This window comes from Enterococcus sp. AZ119, assembly GCF_050546175.1.
GTDB lineage: Bacteria > Bacillota > Bacilli > Lactobacillales > Enterococcaceae > Enterococcus > Enterococcus faecalis.
Genome location: NZ_CP172951.1, coordinates 1,694,936 through 1,714,684, shown reverse-complemented (window position 1 = coordinate 1,714,684; position 19,749 = coordinate 1,694,936). Strand labels below are relative to the sequence as shown.

The following is a 19,749-nucleotide window of genomic DNA, read 5'->3' as shown; positions in this document are numbered from 1 at the left end:
TAGTGGCCAGACAGCAGATTATGTTTTGAAATAACTGGAAGTGTTACATGAAGCAAAAAGGAGTTGCTGTCTTGCAGTGAGTATAACAGGAATTGAAGCGTTTGTCTTACAATAAACAAATATACATAAAAACAATTAGGAGAGAGAACATGAAAAGTTATTGGTATGTACCGTTAACACATAAATATCCACAGCCGAACCGCTCAACTGGTTCAATGCGTGTTGTAATGTCTGTGCAGATAAAAAAGAATGCATCTATTGTCGAAATGACGAGAGAAGCCACACCAAAGGAAATTGATGATTGTAAGCTAGTTTATTGTGGGCATGGCTATTTTGATGAGAAGAACATTCAAGATAATATTAAGCGAAATATGAGGAACTAGATATGAATATTGAAAAGATACATCAGTTCTGAAGTTAAAGGAATATTTCATTCTTGATCATTGTGAAACAGTTAGGTTGTTAAATATATGTTGATTTTTTTTTAGTATATGGGTAAAATTAATAAATGTTTGGAGGTGATAAAGTGCGATTAGATGATAAAGATATTCGAAGAGTCATTATCGAAAGATTACAGTCGTACAAGAATTGCCAAGTATATGAAGAAGTAACGGTTCCGTCAGGAAAGGCAAGAGCTGATTTAGTTGCAATAAATGGTCATGTTACTGCCTATGAGATAAAAAGTGATTTTGATTCATTGAAAAGGCTAAGTTCACAAATAACTGAGTACGACTTAAATTTTGAAAGAAATTATGTGGTTGTAGGTGAAAAGTATGTAGAATCTGTTGCTTATATTGTCCCAAAATATTGGGGAATTATATTGGTCAGTGGTGAAGAGTTAAATGCTTTGAAAATTCGATTTATTAGGAAAGCAAGATTAAATCCTAATATTTCTTTTAGTAATTTTATGTCATTGCTTTCCTCAAACCAAATAAAATTTTTAGCGAAACAATTGTCGGTATTTACCAAAGAATATAGTAAAACAGAAATACAAAAAATGTTTAAACAAGATTTGGTCGAAAAAATAGATTCTACAATATCAATGACAGCAAAAAATAATCTGAAAAAACGTATAAGAGAAAATTTAAAAAAAGAAGCTTTTTAAAATAAACAACCAGATAGAAACTATCTGGTTGTTTATTTTAACTAAATTCATCAATGCACATTTGAATGTGCCTATTAACACACACTGAAACCCAAACAGAAGGATTTCCTTTATTGACATCTGCATCAATAACAGACTGAATATATTCATCTCCCCAACAATATTCTGGATTAAAAGAAGGCACGTTGTGGGCAATTTCTTTACAAACAGATACGAAATCGTAATTTCCTCGGCGTTGACCATTGCGAACAAACCAATAATAATTCTCAAGTGTGTATTTAAGCTGAACTATGGGAATTATTGGTCCATCTGTTGAAATTGGAATAGGACTAATTGTAGTGTAATCTCCATAATAACTATTAGACATAGTTGAATCGTTTATATGATTGAATAGTTCTTTTTCATACCTTTCTAGACGATAGTTTTCTGTTGATTTAACAGGTATTGTGCTTGGAACGGCACCACTTAGAATTATGAAATCAATTTCAGGTAAACTGTCAATTAAATCAATAACAATTTCTATTAATTGAGATGAAATTTTATCATCTATATCTTCAAAATCGATAAAAATGTTTTTTGGTAATAAGTTTTTATTCGATACTAACCATTGCAAGAGAAACCTGTTTATACTGTTTTTTGGAATCCGAACATATTCACAAATGATTTCATTATCCATGGGTTCAAGAAGAATATCAATTGGATAAACGATTGCATGATTGGAATATTCTTGTTTTTTTAGTAATTCTTCTAAAGCTTCAATATTGTCTGCATCTAATTCTCGGATATCTAACAAAGAAAATAATGGGAATTTTCGATTTATTAAATTCAATATTTCTTCTGATCCATCTGAAACAATTATATTTGGAATAAAGTTATCTAGATTGTTTCCGGTTTCATAAAGCTTTTCTAAAGCGCGAAGCTCTCCTTCTTTCGAGCGAATAGTTGAATAATACATAAAATCATCCTTTCAAATTTGATAATTTAATTATATAATTTTTTGTAATATAAGGCAATTGATTGCAGGTATAAAATTTATGTAATTGAATAGATGAGGAATATATTATTTCTTGTTATTTTAGTCGAAAATAACAATATTATTGGATAATAAAAGGTTTAATGTTTATATGTTTTTAGATAGAGGGTAGCAAGGTTGTAAAAAATGACTTCATTAAATTTGAAAAACAAAACTTAACTTAAAAAGAATGCGAGGTGGTGTGTATTGAATGGCAAGGAAACGTGATCCAAGACGTGACAAAGCTAAAAAGATTTGGCTAGAATCCAACGGAGATAAGCAATTAAAGGAAATTGCTTCTGAGTTAAATGTTTCAGATTCTCAAATTAGAAAATGGAAATCGATTGATAAATGGAGTGCTGAATTGAAAGGTAATGTTACCAATGCAAAAGGTAACGTTACTAATCGAGGAGGCGCTCCTTTTGGTAATCAGAACGCAGTAGGCAACAAAGGTAATAGCCGAGCCTCGCCACCACTTGGTAATAAGAACGCTATTAAAACTGGCGAATACGAAATAATATTTGCCGATATGTTATCTGATGAAGAAAAGGACATCTATTCTAATCTGAATGATGATCCTTTTTTTATTTTGAATGATGAGATTCGCTTATTAAAGGTACGGCAGTTTAGAATGATGAAACGTATCAAAGAAGCTGAAAAAGGACTAAATGATGAAGAAGTTGAACGGTTACAACAGCTAAGGAAAATTAAAACACCGATTGAAAAAGACGGTAGAAAACTAGAAATAAAACGTGAAGTTATGCAAGACGTTCAAGTAACTCGTAAAACATTTAGAAAGTTAGATGACATCTTAGCTATTGAAGATGCGTTGACTAGAATTAGCAATCAGTTAACAAAGGCTGTTAAGCAACAGAATGCCTTGCTAGCAAATGATGCCAAATTACAATTGTCGAAAGTTCAAACTGAAAAAGCTAAAGCTAGTTTAGGTGCTACAAGTGGAGACATGGATATGCCAGTTTTTATTGATGATATATCAGGTGATGGATATGAGTAAAAAACTATCTGAATTTCTTCCTAAAGCATTTCATACTACTTGGAAGGTAGCATTAAACTCAAATATATTACATGTTGTTGAAAAAGGTGGCCGTGGGTCAGGTAAATCATCTGGCATAGCGCACATAATCGTTCAATTGATTATGAGATATCCTGTAAATGCTGTGGCCATTAGATACGTTGATAATACGATTGAGCTATCTATTTTTGAACAGATTAAGTGGGCAATTGAAGAACAAGGTGTGTCTAAGTATTTTAAAGTAAATAAAAGTCCTATGAAAATCACCTATAAGCCTAGGGGGAATTATATTGTTTTTCGTGGCGCACAGAATCCAGAAAGAATTAAGTCATTAAAGGATTCAAGATTTCCATTTGCTATAGCTTGGATTGAGGAATTAGCCGAGTTTAAAACAGAAGATGATGTAAAAACCATAACTAACTCATTGCTACGTGGTGAATTAGCAGATGGTCTTTTTTATAAATTCTTTTATTCGTACAATCCTCCTAAGCGACGACAATCATGGGTTAATAAGAAATATGAATCTAGCTTTCAACCTGAGAATACTTTCGTTCATCATTCAACATATAAGGATAATCCATTCATAGCTCAAGCATTTATTGAAGAAGTTAATGCTACGAGGGCTAAGAATCCGAAACGTGCTGAGTGGGAGTATGACGGCAAAGCTATTGGTTCAGGAGTTGTTCCTTTTGATAATCTACGAGTAATAAAAGGATGTATTACTGATGAAATGGCTGCTAACTTTGACAATATCAGAAATGGTCTTGACTTTGGTTATGCTACTGATCCATTAGCATTTGTTAGATGGCATTATGACAAAAAGAAAAATGGCATCTATGCTATTGATGAAATTTATGGTGTGAAAATTAGTAATAGGGAATTTGCTAATAAAGCTAAGTCTAAAGGATATATATCAGATAGAATTGCAGCTGATTCAGCAGAGCCTAAATCAATAGCAGAGCTAAACAGTGAACATGGTATGCCACGAGTTTTCGGAGTAAAAAAAGGTCCTGATTCTGTTGAGTATGGCGAAGAATGGTTAGGCGATTTGGATTTTATTTGTATTGATCCATTAAGAACTCCTAACATTGCTAAAGAATTTGAGAATATTGATTATCAAACTGATAAAGACGGTAATCCTAAACCTAGGTTAGAAGATAAAGACAACCATACAATTGATGCAACAAGATATGCTTTCAGTGAAGATATGGATAAAAATAATGTGAGATTTATCCAATATTAGGAGGTGGGAAAATGTTTCAAAACAATTTAAGTTTGAAGCGGTATAAAAGAGTGCGAACAAAATATTCTACACAAATTAATGAAGAAGTTTTCGATCCTAATGATTTTATTACTGAAATGAAGCCATTTTTTGATGATAGAGAGCGTAAGTACAAAGCCTATACAAGCGAACAAAATGAGATCGATAGAAGACCTAAACCAAACACAGAGATTATAAAAGTGAATAATAAACTTCATGCTGGTTTATACAATACTATTGTCGACCAAGCAGCTGACCATTTCACAGGCATTCCAATTAAGTGGGATTATGATATTACCGAACAACGCAAATCTATATTGCAAAAAATGGGTTCAAAGGTAAAAGACTTGTTTTCAGGGAATGTCAGAAATGAGACAAAAACTCCTGAAGAATTCGACAAATTAGCAGAGTTAGTAAACGATATGCGGTTTGCCATGCTTGATTCTGATACAGCTCGGTTTCAAGGAGCTTGTGGTGTTGCTTTTCGTTTGTTAGAACCTGTTGAAACCGTGGAAGGTTGGCAATTATGGGCGAGCAATATCGAACCATGGAAAGCTGAAAAATACGAAAATGCAGATATCTTTATTCGTGAAAAATACGATACACATCAAAAAAAATTTTTCGAAGAAATGAAAGTCATTACTAAAAAAAGAATATGTATATATAGCAGATATGTTGAATCTAATTTAGTCAGTGCATCTGGAACATTTAAATTGATTGAGGAAGTAGAAAACCCGCTAGAAACGTTTTACTTATCAGAATTTAAAAATAACACGAATCGTTATTGCGATTTTGAAGTGGCGGAAGAACTTTCTGATGCATTTGATAGAAGCTTATCAGACCAACAAAACGAAGTTGAACAGTTTAAACTTGCTTATATGGCCATTAGTGGCTCACGATTAGATGAAAAAGAAGCACAAAGAATGATGGAACAATTAGGTATTATTAATTTGCCAGATCCACAAGCTAAGGTTGGGTATGTAACGAAAGACATTAATAAAGATTTCAACGAGTATCATCTTGATAAGCTGAAAAAGCTTTATTACACGGTAACTAAGTCAATCGATTTCAATGATGAAGTATTTAAGTCTAATAGCTCTGGCGAAGCTCGCAAATGGCAAATTATTGCACTAGAAGCTAAAACAAATACTAAAGAACAGTATTTTAAAGAAGGATTGAAAGAAGCAGCTGAGACGATGTCTGCCTTTATTAAATTTAGGGATAAATTAGATGTTGATGTGTCAAAAATTGTATTCACATTCAGTCGTAGCTTGCCAACAGACATCGGTTATCTTGCTGATGCATTGCCTAAACTTTCACCGTTTGTATCCAAACGAACAATTATTAATCAGATTCCATTTGTTAAAGACCCAGATTATGAAATGGACTTGATGAATTTAGAACAAGGTCAAGATTATCCTAGCGGTGAATATGATGAACTAGGTGGTGCAGGTAATGACGAAGAAGAAAACAACGGCTAGTGAACGTTATTGGGAAAAACGTCGTGAATTAGAAGATAAAGCACGTTTGAAACTGGAAAAGAAAACTCTTAATGAGCTAGAATCTGTTTTCGAACGTGCTTTAGTTAAAATTCAAAGACAGCTGTTGTCACAAGCAGATTTACACGATATCACTCAAAGTGAAATGCTAGAAGACTTTAGCAAACAAGATCAAGAGAAGTACCGCAAGTATATCGAAAAAAACTATGAAAAGTTGATGGAATCAGATGAAGCTTATAAACAATTCATTGATGAATATTTTCCATCCTTTGACTATGCGAAAGTTAATCGCTTGTTACAATTACGAGCAGACATTTTTTCTACCCTTGCAGGTGAAGCAATAACTAGTGATGTTAACGGTAAATTTAATAACGACTTAGAGAATATCACAAAACGAATCTACAATTCTAATTCTAATGCGTTGATACAATTATTAGGCGGTTCAGCACCTGGTTTAACTAAGAATGAACTAGAAAACATCATGAACTATCCGTGGAGCGGAAAAACATTTTCATCTCGTTTATGGGGCAATATATCAACCTTAGAGCAACGTTTGAGCAATTCCATTATTAATTCATTGGCAAGTGGTGAAGGAGTTGTGGAAGCTCTTAGAACGATGAAAAACGATGGTGTTATTAGCGGTATGTTTAAGTTGGAACAAGGAAAGTTTAATCGTTCGATTGAAAATCTTGTTAGAACGGAATATTCACATTTTGCGGTAGAAGGTGTAAGAAAATCGCTAAAGGATATAGGTGTTAAGCAAACACAAAGCTGGTCGGCAGAAGATGAGCGTGTTTGTTCTATTTGTGGTGGACGTCATGGAAAAGAGATTAAAGATGATTGGCATCCACCGTATCATGGACGTTGCCGTTGTACTGAAATACCAATTGTTCCTGAAATTAGCGATGACATAGATAAATTGTATGAAGAGATGTTTGGTGATTTATTGGATGAATTCGCAAGTAAGCAGTGGGGTATTAAATTAAATCATCCAAAAGTTAGTGCAACTAAACTCGATTTAAAATCCGTATTAGACAAAACAAACATGCAAGAAGCTTTAGGAAAAGAAAATTATTCTAATTTTTTAGATCATTTAGATGGGATAACTGACCAAAGGGTGCTAAACTTAATAAATGTGATAGGGCATAAGTTGGAGTTTAAAGACATCAAAGAAGTAAGAGCATTTGCACAAGGAAAATCAATTCAACTTAGTCAAAAATCATTTGATGGGGATAGGGGTGTTAATCCTTATCAAACAGTTTATCATGAGATAGGACATGCTTTGGATCATCTTGGGCTTGAAGTATTAACAGGAAAAAATACGATGCCGACAGGAAAACTGATAAAAAGAAAGCTAGGAAGACGAACCACTTTTATAGAAGTGCATATAACACACGCATCGTCACTTTCTGAGTATAACATTAAAGAAGCGCTAGAACGCGATTTTTGGAAATATGTAAACGGAGATTTGCCATCCTATAATGATTTAGGTAATAGACCTAGAAATGCGGATAAGAAAAAGGCTTATGATGACTTAAGGGCGGAAATTTATAAAAAAAATACAGAGAACTTACAAAAAACTAGAGAACGATTATCAAAAATAGTTAGGGAAAATCCTAACTCAGTATCCGCTATTTCAGATATGATTGAATCTATAGGTTCTCTAGGAGACTATCCGTTAGGTTTTGGTCACGGCAAGCGCTATTGGCAAACAACAGGTAGCACAGAAACGGAATTTTTTGCACATATGACAGAAGTGGTTGCTAACGATAAGTCAAGAGAATTAATGAAAGAGATTTTTCCGACAGCAGTAAGCCAATGGGAAAAATTAGTAGATGATATTTTAAAGGCGGTGAAATAAGTGTTTAGTTGCGAAGATGGCGCATGGTCTATTATTGATGATGCAGTTAAAAAGTATGAACAACATTTCCATGATGAGTTTCCAATATATGAATATATCGATGTAACAAAGAGTGATGACTTCGATTTTTCTATTCTAGGTGCAAAAAAATTAGCGAAATTCATTGATGAGCATATTAAAGAAAATAAATCGGTCCACGTCCCGTCAGATTACCATAGCAGACTTTACTAAGCACTTAAAGGATAACTTTGAGTGCTATTTTTATACCCTAAATTGGAGGTGAGATCATGAAAGGATTATTCGAAGCAGTATTAAATCTAGAAGTTACCAATGGTACAGAAAAAGCCTATAAAAAAGCTTTTGAACAAGAAAACGAACGATACTTAACCAAACACACTTTGAGAGATGGCAACGGTAATATCGTCAAAGATGAGCTTAAATCAGTTTGGGGTGGTAATTATTGTCACGTTGATATTTTGTATTCGTTACCAGGTAAAAAAAGTAAATTAACTATTTCGATTGTGTCTAGGACTCTGCAAAACGTAAAAGATGCTGTCACTGATTATCAAATGTTAGGTGCTGAACTGGTCCATAAGAATTGGAAGTGATTAGATGGATCCCTATGATTACTTAGATGCAGATTATGAAGAGCATTTACTAAGAGAAGAAAAGCAATTAAAGTCTGACGAAAGTTAGGCTTTTTATTTTGTCCGAAATGACGTTAAACTAGCGCAATGCTGGGCTTAATTGAATGGTGGGGCGCAATAAATAAATCTAAAGCAATGCGGGGCGATTAGTCGAATCGTGGAGCGAAAGGAGAAACAAAATGAAACCAAACCTATTACCAATGAATTTACAAATGTTTGCTGAAGAAGACGGTGGTACAAACTTCACTTTCGATGATTTTAAGGCATTTGTAGAATCAAATGAGGAAGCACAAAAATTTGTACAATCACAGTCACAATCAGCTGCAGATAAACAATTAGAAGCTTGGAAACAAAATAATCTTGAAAAAATCAAGGAAACAACAATCAAGGAGTATGAAGAATCTAAGAAAAATAAAACTCCTGAACAAATTAAATTAGAAGAATTACAGGCTGAATTTGAAGCTGAAAAGGCATTACGTGTGACTAGTGATAATAAGGCTTTTGTTGCAGAAAAAATTGCTGGCTTAGATTGGGACGGGGATTTGAAAGATTCTATTTCTCAATTTATGTTAAATAATCTTGTTAGTTCAGATACTGAATTTACTAAGAAGGCTGTAGAAGGCTTTACAGAGCTTTTAGAAGCAATAAATGATAAGCATGCAGAAGCTATTAAAAATGTAGAAATGACTAAAGCTTTTGGTAATAAATCGCAACAAACCAACATGGTAACTGGTAATCAAACAAAATCGTTTGAAAATCCAGAGGCAGCATTAGGACAAAAATTACAAGCATTTATCGATTAGGAGGAAACTACAAATGAAAAAAAGTTCATTAAATAATCTTGAGTATTTAGATATTTCACAGGAAGTTAATGCATTACAAGTTCCAAATACACCATTTTTAAGCTATTTGTTAGGCGCAGGCAAAGTTGAAGCTGCCAAGTCAACTGAGATTAAATGGCGAGAATACGGCATGAATAATGATGATTCATCTGCTCAATTAGAAGGCGGAGAATACGCAGATGCGGAATCTGATCGTACATGGTTTAACAACTATACTGAAATTTTCAGAAAATCAACTTCTGTATCTGGCACATTAGATGCTATTAATGTAGATGGTGTAGGAAATGAATTGAATAGCCAAGTAGCTCTTCGTGCTACAGAAATGAAAATTGACTTAAATCGTAAATTGATTGTTGGTGTAAAGGCTGATGAATCTGGTTCTAAAGGTCGTCAGATGAACGGAATTTTAAATTTGATTAGCTCAACGAATAAAGTCGAAACAGCAGCTGCGGGGGCAGTAACAAGAAAAGATATTGATGCCTTATTTAAAACAATGTTCCAAAAAGGATACATGGGCGAAAAATTATGTTTAGTAGCACCTGATATGCAAGAATTAATGACTGATCAGTTGGATGAAAAATCAACAAAAATTGTGCAATTTGGCGATAAACTTACTTTTGGATTGCAACTTGGAAATATTGTCTCAAATTACGGCTCAGGAATTGCGTTAATTGAACCTAATTTACCTAATGGAACAATCGCAGCTATTGATACTAATTATGTAAAATTACGTCCACTACGTGAATGGCGTGCGGAAGAATTAGCAAAAACAACAGATTCAAGACGGATTGGATTAGTTGGTGAGTATTCAATTGAATACAAAGCTTCTAATTCTGGAGCAATCTTGAACTTGAAAGCCTAAAATATAATAACGAAGGAGGAAATTAAAAATGGCAACAGCAAAAAAAGAAGTAACCTATCGTGTGCTTGACAAGAAAAACTTTGTGGGCTTTATGCATCCTAAAACAAAAAAATTTATCACAGCAAACGAAAATAATGAATTTGTAGTTTCAGAAGATGACAAAGAAGCTATTGAGATATTAGAACGTGCTGCAGATACTTTTAAAGTTTAGGTAATGATGCTTTATGGTTGATGAAAAAAAAGAAGAAATCGTTGAGAAAATTCAATTGATGCTACCTAACGCTTCTGAAGATAGGATTTTGTCTGTTTTAAACCTTGTTATCTTTGAAATCAATTCTTACAATACTTGCAAAATTGATATTGCTTGGGACGAGTTTGAACAACTTATAATTGAGGTTATCTACAAAGCTTTAAAAAACGAAATAGATAAGTCTGTAGCTAGTGTAAAACGTGGTGATACATCAATTAGTTATGTAGTTGAATCAAAAGACATACAATCACTCATGAAGAACTATAGCAGTGCTATTAAACGTATTTTAGGCTGTGATAGCGGGGTGTTTTTCTATTGAATGAAGCAGAAATTTTAGCAGCTACTTATTTTGATACCTGTGTTATTGAGAGAATGAGCGATATTGAAAATACGGAAAGTGGGATTACTGAACAAGTTTATTTTCCAATTCATGTTGGCAAGTTACCCTGTGCTTTCTCTCAAGGAAGTATGGGGAACTTACCTGTAATAGAAAACAAAGAAGCGTTTAATATCTCTTATGAAGAACAAAAACTTTTTTTAGAACCTAATATAAAAGTTAAAAAAGGAGATAGAATAACTATTACTCAAGGTACAGGTCAAAAACATGTGTTATTTTCAAAAAAACCTTTTTATTATCCAAGCCATATAGAAGTAGTGCTATCAGGAAGTTCAATTGATGAGTAAAAGCGATCTTAGAATGAAATCAAATGCTGATAAAGTTATTGCAAATTTAAAGAAAATGACACCCATTGCTGAAAAAGAAGGTGCTGCAATGGTGAATGATTCGTTAGCTAAAATTTATCAGTTAATTGTACCTATGACACCAATTAAATCGGGTGATTTAAGACGAGGCTATCGAATCATTAAAGCTAGAAAGTTGTCTAGTGGTCGTATCGTGGGAGCATTGATTAATAATGAAAAATACTTTAGATATGTAAACGATGGCCACCGAACAAAAAATGGCGGATTTGTTAAAGGCAGATTTATGTTGCAAAAATCTAATAAATTAGCTAATGCAACATATATTCCGAAACGATTTAAACAAATGGCGATTATCATTGTTAAGAAAGGATAGATATGTACGATAAAATTTTAAAAATGCTTACTGACACAATAAAACAGTTCTCGGATGCACCTATCTATCTTGATAATGTGATGCAATCGTCAGAACCGTTTTATTTCGTTTTGAGCGTAGAAGAAAGCATGACTGATAATGTAGGTCAAAACGTTCAAAATAAAGCATACAATGTTGATATTGCACTGGTTGATAGTAAGAAAGATAAACAATTAGTAAAAAGCCTAACAGAAAGCTGTGGGGCTTTTTTTAATGTGTTGAATTTGGACGGAAACGAATTGTTTCCAGAAGATTATCAAACGTTTAAAACAGACGGAATTCAACATATCAATTTTAATGTTGCGTTCCCTCAATTAATTGAATGGAGTGAAAAATAGATGGCAAAAAAGAAAAATGTAAGTGTCATTTCTGTAGAGAAGCCAACGTGGTTCCCACTAACAGACGAAACGGGCGCTTTTCCAGTTTACGGAGCGCCAATTACAATCGGTACTGCTGTAAGTATCAAACCAGATGTTACAACAGAAACAACGCCTGACTATGGCGATAGTGTAGTTCAAGATCAGTATGTTGCATTTGGTGGTGCAGAAGTTACTTTAGAAACAAACGGCTACCAAAATGAAGTTTTAGCTGAAATTACAGGGGGAAAAAAATTAAAGGGTGGCGTATTGCGGTCTGCGGATGATATTGCATCAGATGGCGCATTTGCTTATCGTCGCCGAAAATCGAACGGTAAATATCGCTATACGATTTTCTATAAAGGAAAATTTGCTTTAACATCTGATGAAACATCTACATTAGAAGGAAGTTCAGTATCTTATACCCATCCAGAATGGACGGGGTCTTTCGTTGATGTTCCAGGGTTGGGTTATATGTATTCCGTGGATGAAGACGATGAAGGTGTTGACTTAGAGATGATTAAAAACTGGTTTACTGAGGTAATGGATCCACGTAAAGAAAATACTACTGCTGTTACTGGTGTAACTTTAGACCAAACAGAGTTAAATTTAAAAGTTGGCCAAACAGCAACCTTAACACCGACAATTACACCAGATAACGCCTCAAATAAAAAATATCAGTTCCGTTCAGAAAGTGAGGCTATTGGAACTGTAACACCAATTCAAGGGAAGGTTACTGCTGTAGGAGAAGGGACAACGGAAATCGTAGTCACAACAGAAGATGGTAACTTTACCGCAAAATGTACATTAAATGTAACAACAGCAGATTAAAAATAACAGTTTAGGACGACCTTGTCGTCCTATTTTATATGGAGGAATTAAAATGGCAAGTAAATTTCAACAAAAAATTAAATTAATGATTAAAGATGGAAGCAAATATACTACAAAACAATTCACGTCGGCAGAATTTTTACCAGGTTCAGTCATGGATACAGGTACGGATTTACAAATCAGGTTAGAAGAAGCAACAAAAACAAATGATATGGAAGCAATTCGTCCTATTTTAAGAGAATGCTATGACTTTATTGCTGACGTTATTTTTGAAAAACAGTTTACTGGACAAGAATATATTGACGGTATGGATGCTCGTGAATTATTGAAAATTACAGCTCAATTGTTAGGTTCTGTTACTTCTGGTTATGATGCAATTTATTCTGAACAGAAAAAAAAGTAACGGAACTTTTATATCATCCTCATTTTAAGTACACGCCACAATATCGAGAAGCAGAACTAAAAAGTTCGCTTCTTGAGAATGGGTGGACTTTAAATGAGATCGAAAACACAGATTTAAACGAGCTTTTGAAAATTTATGCATTTAAAGATGCTGTAGACGAATTTGAAAATATCAAATATCTTGATGAAAATACTATGTTCTAAGAGGGAGGGGGTACTTTTTGAACAATGAAGACTTAGTCTTAAAAATGATACTGGATGAATCTGGCTTTTCACAAGGATTAAATTCAGCAGTAAAAAAGTTACAAGGCTTTGATGTTGAAGTTGATAGAACAGGACAAAAAGGCGGCCGATCTCTTGGGAGCATATGGACGTCTTTTGTTGGTAACTTTTTAGCTAGCGGAGCAACTAAAATTATCTCTAAAGGTATTGGATTGATTACCAGCAACATCGACGGGGCCATTAATCGTGTAGATACGTTAAATAACGCAAATCGTGTGTTTGAAAATATGGGCTTTTCAGCTGGTGAAACATCTAAAACAATGGATAGCTTAAAGAAAAGTATCCAAGGGCTGCCTACGCCGTTAGATAGCGCTATTAAAGGTGTTCAATTAATCGCTTCATCAACAAATGATTTAGGTAAATCAGAACAGATTTTCGCAGCTTTAAATAACGGTATCCTCGGTTTTGGTGGTTCTGCTGAAATGGTAGAAAATGCTATTATCCAGCTGTCCCAATCGTTCTCAAATGGTAAAGTAGATGCTGAAACTTGGAATTCAATGATTAATAGTGGTTTAGGACCAGCATTAAACGCTTTAGCAAAACAGATGGGATTAACAGCTGGACAGATGAAAGCAGGGCTTTCTGATGGCTCAATTTCAGTTGAAGAATTTCAAGATGCTTTAATCAAATTAAATAAAGAAGGCGGTGGCGGTCTTAAATCATTAGAACAGATTGCTAAAGATTCTACCGCTGGTATTAAAACAGGTTTAGCTAACATGAAGACTGCAATCGTTCGTGGTGTGGCTAACGTTGTAACTAAAATTGACGAAGGCTTAAAAAGTGCAGGTTTTGGAAGTATTAGTGAAATCATTGCTGACAAAGGGGCAAAAATGGAAGCAGCTTTATCTAAATTTGCCGAGATGATTCCGCCAATGATTAAAACAGCCAAAAAATTGTATGATACGTTAAAACCTTATGCTTCATTGCTTGCAGGTTTAGCTGGCAGTATTGGAACGTTGATGCTTGCTAAAAAAGTAAGTGCAGCATTCACGGCTTGGCAAAAAGCAACAGAAGGATTATCAATTGCGCAAGCGATATTTAATTCAACTATGTTGGCGAATCCATTTGTCGCTATTTTAGCTGCAGTTGTAGGTTTAGTTACAGGATTTATTTATCTTTGGAAGACTAACGAAGGGTTTAGGGATGCTGTTAAAAATATTTGGAAAAATATACAAGAATTTATTTCTAGTGCTGCAGAAACAGTTGTGAAAGCTTGGGATTCCACAATGAAATTTTTCAGTAACATGTGGGATGGCACAAAAGAGGCTTTTTCGAATGCTGGCACATGGATGAAAGAAGTACCTGGAAATGCAGCCGACTGGGTTAAAAATAAGTGGAACGGTACCAAGGAATTTTTCAGTGGACTTTGGAATTCAACAAAAGAAGGCTCAAAAAATACATGGGAAAATATTAAACAAAGTGCTGCTGACAGTGCTAAAAGTGTTGGAGAAAGTTTTAAAAATGGCTTTGATAATGTGAAAGATTGGTTTAAGGGTGTTGGAAAATCAATATCAGATGTTTTCACAACAGCATTTGATTTTGTCTGGAAATATATTGGTCCATATGTAACAGGAATCAAAAATGCGTTTAAAATGGTTGTTAACGCTATGAAAGCGAACATTGAAAATGTCAAAATGATCGCTGAAAATGTCGTCACCATTCTAAAAAATGTTCTATTAGCTCCAATTCTTTTCATTACATCAATGATCACAGGCGGATGGGAAGAGGCAAAAGAAAACATGATTGCCGTTTGGGATAATATTGCTGAAGCTGCTCAGACTATTTGGTTCGGGATTAAAAATATCTTTTATAACACTGTTACAGCTATTTCCTATTCAGTCACTTCTATTTTTAATGGATTGATGTTGACAATTAAAAAGATTTGGATTGATGTGAAGTTATTTTTCACCTTACTCTGGATTGACATTAAATATGGAGCGATCAACGTTTGGATTGAAATTAAATATTCTATCATCGAAACGTGGATAAATATTAAATTTGAAGCAATTAGAATATGGGAAAGTTTGAAAACTTGGTTCTTTGAAACAGTAGAAAACATTAAAAATGGTGTAATTGATGGTTGGAATAACTTAAAACAAGGCACAGTTGATACATTTAACGCAACTGTTCAATGGTCAAAAGATACCTGGAATAATTTTAAACAGTGGATTGTTGATCTTGTGACAGGTATAAAAGACGGCATCATTAACGGTTGGGAAAACTTAAAACAGGGAACAATTAATATTTTCAACAATTTGGTACAAGGTGCTAAAAATGCGTGGAATAATCTTAAAAGAAGCGTTAGTGATACTGTTGAAAATGTGAAGCAAACCTTTAATGATATGCGCCATATCGATTTATTTGAAATTGGTAAAAATATTATCCAAGGATTAGTTAACGGTATTGGTTCAATGATTGGTGCTGTGAATAAAAAAATTAAAGAAGTTGCTGGTAATATTAAAGAAAAAATCAAAGGTGCTTTAGGCATTCATTCACCTTCAAGATGGATGCGGGATATGATTGGTAAAAATATTGTATTAGGTGTTGTAGCTGGTATTGACCAAGAAAAAGTAACGCTTGACAAATCAGTGAAAAAAATGACCGATTTACCAACAGAGTTACCAAATTTTTCTACTACTGGCAGATATATCAACCAACAAGGAGCTCAAACAGAAAGCTTAGCTAAAAATAAAGGTAATGCTACGACTAATATTGGCGGTGATACTTTCAATATCAATATACAAGCTATGGGAAAATTAAATGAAAAACAATTAATGGATATGGCTAAAGACCTCGTTAAGTATATTCAAATTGTTAAAAATAGAGATAGTGATGCAACGGGGGGTGCTTTTGGTGGAATTTAAAAGAGGACAGTTTTTTCTTAATGGAAAACATAGTTCTGAATTCAATGTATTTATGAGAGAAAGACCTGAACGACTTTCTGCAGGACGTGTGGTAGAGCTTAGGGAGCGAATGGGTAATGATTCAATAGCCGTTGATTTTGCATATTATAAAAATGTAGAACGTACCATTACATGCTATGCGAAAGCAAATACTTTACAAGAAGTTTCTTTTTTAGAAGATGAAATTTCCTTTTGGCTCGATATGGGAAACTATTCTGATTTTATTGTTTATTTTGATGAGCATTATATTTATCAGGCGATTGTAACGAGTCCACCAAAATTTACAGGAACAAGAAAAAGCGGGTTTTTAATTCCTTTTGAATTTACTGTAAGTATCCGACCTTTTAAGAAAAATCGTATTGGCCAATATTGGATAAGTAATCCTAATCAGTTAATCAATACAGAAAAATATCCTTCAGAACCCATTATTCAGATTTTGGGGTCTGGGGATATTTCTTTTTTTATCAATAATCAATCATATTCATTAAAAGCAATTAACGGTGACATCATTATAGATTCAGAAAAACAAGAAGCTTATAGAAAATCAGGCGGAGCATTTGAAATCTTGGATCATAAAACACTTTTTAAAGATTATCCGATTTTAAAATGTGGAGAGAATAATTTTCGCTGGACTGGTAAAGTAACAGAGTTTAAGGTTCAGCCGAATTGGAGGCGAAAGGTTTGATTCCAGTTATTTTTAAACCTGGAGAAAAAGATTTTTCAACAAATGGATTAGGACGTCTTGTTGATGCGACACGTTGCGAAATCACTGAAGAAGCAAACGGAAAATATGAACTAGAAATGGACTATCCAGCGATTAGCAGATTTAGTGATTATTTCGAAAATGGCTATCAAATTAAAGCAAAGCCAAATGACTTAGAAGAATACCACATTTTTGAGATCAAACAAACGTTTAAAGATACTTTTACTAATAGCATTGTTATTTATGCCCAATCTCGTACTTATAAGCTAGGAAACAGACAAGTGAGGCTAGTAACAGTTGATAATCGTAATGGTGCAGAAGCAATGAAATTAATCGAACAGAACATGGACGAACCTTGTGATATCAAACTATATTCTGATATAAATACAGCTTCTAGCACTACATTTGAAGCTAGAAATGTATTGAATTGTATTGCAGGGGAACAAGGTTCTCTACTTCAATACTGGGGCGGAGAAATAAAACGAGAGCCTTTTAAATTATCTTTGCTAAGGCGTAGAGGACGAGATAACGTTGGAACTGTTCGTTATGGTAAAGATTTAAAAGGATTAACCATTAAATTTGATTGGCAATCAATTGTTACTAAAGTTTTGCCATTTGCAGAGCTTCAAAGTGGAGCAGACGGAACTTCTCAACGGATTTATGGAAATGCAGTTAAAAGCGAATATATCAGTAAGTATCCTGATGTTTACGCTCAATACATTCAGTTTACTGAAGATCAAGGAGTAAAAGATATAGCTAGCTTAAATAAAGTGGCAAGTAAATACTTCACTACATTATATCCAGGAAGTGATAAGCCTAAAGTTTCTATTGAATTAGAAATTGAGAAACTTACAGATTCAGAAGAAGCAAAAGAATTTGCTAAGATGCGTAACTATAATTTATTCGATACATTCACTGTATACCACAAGCTTTATGATATTGACATTCAAACGAAAGTTACAGGAATTGTCTATGATGCTTTAGCAGAAAAAACAATAAAAATCACTGCGGGAGATATCCAAGTTGCTTTTTATAAACAGCAAAGCCAAGACTTTCAAGAAGCTATAAAAACATTGACAAAAAAAGAGTATATGAGTGATTTTGTAGATTATATTACTAATTTGATTAACGGTGTTGAAGGTGGAAGTATACTTCAATATCCTAAAAATCGACCTAATACCCATTATTACTTAGATACGGAATCCACGGATACTGCAAAAGATGTGATTGCAATTAATAACAAAGGAATTGGATTCTCAAGAACTGGTTGGAAAGGTCCATTTAAAAATGCGTGGGGAATTAATGGAGTATTGAATGCGGACTTTATAGGAGCTGGCAAAATAAAATCTAATATTTTTGAAACATCATTTAATAGCTGTGGAGATATTTTACGTATGGTAAACGGTACTTTACAAGCTTGGAATAATAAGAAAAAAATCATGGAATTAACTAAAAAAGGGATGGAGTTTTGGAATGGTAATAGTCACGTTGGCACGATGGGAACAAAGGGAAATCCTTTTCCAGGGTTAGCAGATAAAAATGGAAATCCTGTAGTTTCTGATGGGAATTCATTACTATTAGTCGCAGATAATCCCCAAAAAATTATTGGTTTGTCTAACCAATCAGGCACAGGACATTTAATTACTGGTCCTACACAGTTTTTTGTTGGAAATAATTTTAACTTTTTTGGTCCAAATGGAAGTAAAGCAATTCTGACAGTTGATCGATTGATTGTGGGCGGCAAAGAAGTTATACCTGGTCAAAATGGTGGTGGCGGTTCTGGAGCTGGAACAGGTGGTTATCCATCAGAAGTTACAAGCGATGCAGATAAATTTGCTTGGGACTTATGGAGTTACCTATTAGCTAACGGATACAGCAAAGCAGCTGCTGCAGGTATCCTTGGAAATGTACAAGGAGAAGTTGGTCCAAGTATGAACCCAGATACCGAACAAATAGGCGGTCCAGCTTACGGATGGGTTCAATGGGACGGTTCAGCATATCCATTGGTAGGCGCACCAACTTGGAATGGCCGAGAATATGTACAACGCTTAATCGCAGCTGCAGGTATCAAACAAGACTATAGGACGTCATTAGCCCAAGCTCAATTAATTAATTGGTGTATGTTCAATGGGCAATGGTTAGGACAAGTAAGTCCATTAACAGTTGATGAATTTAAAGTTGTCAGCTCGTCTAAAACAGCTGCTTATGCGTTTGAATTAAACTTTGAACGTCCAGCTGCAGCACATCCAGAAAGACAAACCTATGCACAAGTATGGTATGACAAATTCAAAGATTTGAAAGCTTCTACTGCAACAGGAAAAGCTGGCATAGAACATTTGGAGACCTTAATGGGCAAATGGCTTGGTAATGGGCAATGTTATGCCGTTCCAGCCGAATATTCTGGTTTTATGGGCGGCTGTGGTTTAGGTGCAGGAACAATTTATGGCTTTTCACATGTAATTGGTGATACATCATCTGCTGCAGATATTGGTGAAGCATATGATTGGAATGCGGTAGGTTGGCGAGTAATCCAAAATCCAACGTATCAAGATTTAGTGGTAGGAGCAATCGTCAATATTAGACGAGGTGGCCAATGGGGAACAGGTTGGACAGTAGACCCAACATATGGTCACACGGGCGTGATTTACGGCTTAAATAACGGACGTATCCAAACCATAGAACAGAACGCCGAGCAAGGGCAAATTGTCGCAAAATATGACCGATTATATTTTGCTAATTCTATTCAATCGATTGTTATTCCACCAAAATAACGAAAGGAGGATTTT

At 34.3% G+C, this 19,749-nt stretch carries 21 protein-coding genes; 20 read left to right on the top strand and 1 reads right to left on the bottom strand.

Going from position 1 to position 19,749, the window contains the following annotated elements; genetic code table 11:
* Positions 1 to 149 precede the first annotated feature (149 nt).
* Together IGL37_RS08485 and IGL37_RS08480 are read left to right on the top strand one after the other, a co-directional pair.
* Positions 150 to 383, top strand: a complete 234-nt coding sequence (locus IGL37_RS08485; protein WP_002410538.1) for a hypothetical protein — start codon at positions 150 to 152, stop codon at positions 381 to 383.
* 143 nt (positions 384 to 526) lie between these two features.
* A complete protein-coding gene (locus IGL37_RS08480; protein WP_002370953.1) occupies positions 527 to 1,105 on the top strand; it encodes a sce7726 family protein in 579 nt (192 codons plus the stop codon).
* Positions 1,106 to 1,142: 37 nt separating this feature from the next.
* Here IGL37_RS08480 and IGL37_RS08475 read toward each other — a convergent pair whose 3' ends face one another.
* Entirely contained in the window at positions 1,143 to 2,060 is a 918-nt protein-coding gene (locus IGL37_RS08475) for a beta family protein (protein WP_002370955.1), read from the bottom strand.
* A 268-nt stretch (positions 2,061 to 2,328) separates the two neighbouring features.
* Between IGL37_RS08475 and terS the strand changes: the two genes are divergently transcribed.
* The 18 genes from terS (at position 2,329) to IGL37_RS08385 (ending at position 19,734) form a co-directional block, all read left to right on the top strand.
* Positions 2,329 to 3,132 carry a phage terminase small subunit gene (gene terS, locus IGL37_RS08470; protein ID WP_010816619.1) on the top strand — a complete coding sequence of 268 codons (804 nt, stop codon included), beginning with the start codon at positions 2,329 to 2,331 and terminating at the stop codon, positions 3,130 to 3,132.
* Positions 3,104 to 4,393, top strand: coding sequence for a PBSX family phage terminase large subunit (locus tag IGL37_RS08465; RefSeq protein WP_002393615.1), 1,290 nt, complete (start codon positions 3,104 to 3,106; stop codon positions 4,391 to 4,393). The genes terS and IGL37_RS08465 overlap by 29 nt, the downstream gene beginning before the upstream one ends.
* Positions 4,394 to 4,404: 11 nt before the next feature.
* The gene (locus IGL37_RS08460) at positions 4,405 to 5,892 is read left to right on the top strand and encodes a phage portal protein (RefSeq protein WP_002393614.1); all 1,488 of its coding nucleotides are present in this window, start codon (positions 4,405 to 4,407) and stop codon (positions 5,890 to 5,892) included.
* Positions 5,867 to 7,771, top strand: a complete 1,905-nt coding sequence (locus tag IGL37_RS08455) for a hypothetical protein (protein ID WP_002393613.1) — start codon at positions 5,867 to 5,869, stop codon at positions 7,769 to 7,771. The genes IGL37_RS08460 and IGL37_RS08455 overlap by 26 nt, the downstream gene beginning before the upstream one ends.
* Complete coding sequence (locus IGL37_RS08450) at positions 7,772 to 8,002, top strand: hypothetical protein (protein ID WP_002380437.1); 231 nt, start codon at positions 7,772 to 7,774, stop codon at positions 8,000 to 8,002.
* A 56-nt stretch (positions 8,003 to 8,058) separates the two neighbouring features.
* A complete protein-coding gene (locus IGL37_RS08445; protein WP_002380436.1) occupies positions 8,059 to 8,379 on the top strand; it encodes a hypothetical protein in 321 nt (106 codons plus the stop codon).
* 218 nt (positions 8,380 to 8,597) lie between these two features.
* The gene (locus IGL37_RS08440; RefSeq protein WP_002393977.1) at positions 8,598 to 9,221 is read left to right on the top strand and encodes a capsid assembly scaffolding protein Gp46 family protein; all 624 of its coding nucleotides are present in this window, start codon (positions 8,598 to 8,600) and stop codon (positions 9,219 to 9,221) included.
* Between the two features lie 13 nt (positions 9,222 to 9,234).
* Positions 9,235 to 10,122, top strand: a complete 888-nt coding sequence (locus tag IGL37_RS08435) for a DUF5309 domain-containing protein (protein ID WP_002357030.1) — start codon at positions 9,235 to 9,237, stop codon at positions 10,120 to 10,122.
* A gap of 28 nt (positions 10,123 to 10,150) precedes the next feature.
* Positions 10,151 to 10,333, top strand: a complete 183-nt coding sequence (locus tag IGL37_RS08430) for a hypothetical protein (RefSeq protein WP_002357032.1) — start codon at positions 10,151 to 10,153, stop codon at positions 10,331 to 10,333.
* Positions 10,334 to 10,346: 13 nt separating this feature from the next.
* Positions 10,347 to 10,691: a hypothetical protein gene (locus IGL37_RS08425; RefSeq protein ID WP_002357033.1), complete on the top strand. Its 345-nt coding sequence runs from the start codon at positions 10,347 to 10,349 to the stop codon at positions 10,689 to 10,691.
* A complete protein-coding gene (locus IGL37_RS08420; protein ID WP_002357034.1) occupies positions 10,688 to 11,056 on the top strand; it encodes a hypothetical protein in 369 nt (122 codons plus the stop codon). Before IGL37_RS08425 ends, IGL37_RS08420 begins: the two co-directional genes overlap by 4 nt.
* Positions 11,049 to 11,447: an HK97 gp10 family phage protein gene (locus IGL37_RS08415; protein ID WP_002357036.1), complete on the top strand. Its 399-nt coding sequence runs from the start codon at positions 11,049 to 11,051 to the stop codon at positions 11,445 to 11,447. Before IGL37_RS08420 ends, IGL37_RS08415 begins: the two co-directional genes overlap by 8 nt.
* Before the next feature lie 2 nt (positions 11,448 to 11,449).
* Positions 11,450 to 11,824 (top strand): phage tail terminator family protein, encoded by a 375-nt coding sequence (locus IGL37_RS08410; protein ID WP_002387286.1) that lies wholly within the window; start codon positions 11,450 to 11,452, stop codon positions 11,822 to 11,824.
* A complete protein-coding gene (locus IGL37_RS08405; RefSeq protein ID WP_002387287.1) occupies positions 11,825 to 12,673 on the top strand; it encodes a major tail protein in 849 nt (282 codons plus the stop codon).
* Between the two features lie 52 nt (positions 12,674 to 12,725).
* The gene (gene gpG / locus IGL37_RS08400) at positions 12,726 to 13,076 is read left to right on the top strand and encodes a phage tail assembly chaperone G (RefSeq protein WP_002357039.1); all 351 of its coding nucleotides are present in this window, start codon (positions 12,726 to 12,728) and stop codon (positions 13,074 to 13,076) included.
* 247 nt (positions 13,077 to 13,323) lie between these two features.
* Positions 13,324 to 16,221, top strand: coding sequence for a tape measure protein (locus IGL37_RS08395; protein WP_002410539.1), 2,898 nt, complete (start codon positions 13,324 to 13,326; stop codon positions 16,219 to 16,221).
* Entirely contained in the window at positions 16,211 to 16,945 is a 735-nt protein-coding gene (locus tag IGL37_RS08390; protein WP_002403868.1) for a tail protein, read from the top strand. The genes IGL37_RS08395 and IGL37_RS08390 overlap by 11 nt, the downstream gene beginning before the upstream one ends.
* The gene (locus IGL37_RS08385; RefSeq protein ID WP_002410540.1) at positions 16,927 to 19,734 is read left to right on the top strand and encodes a phage tail spike protein; all 2,808 of its coding nucleotides are present in this window, start codon (positions 16,927 to 16,929) and stop codon (positions 19,732 to 19,734) included. The genes IGL37_RS08390 and IGL37_RS08385 overlap by 19 nt, the downstream gene beginning before the upstream one ends.
* Positions 19,735 to 19,749 lie beyond the last annotated feature (15 nt).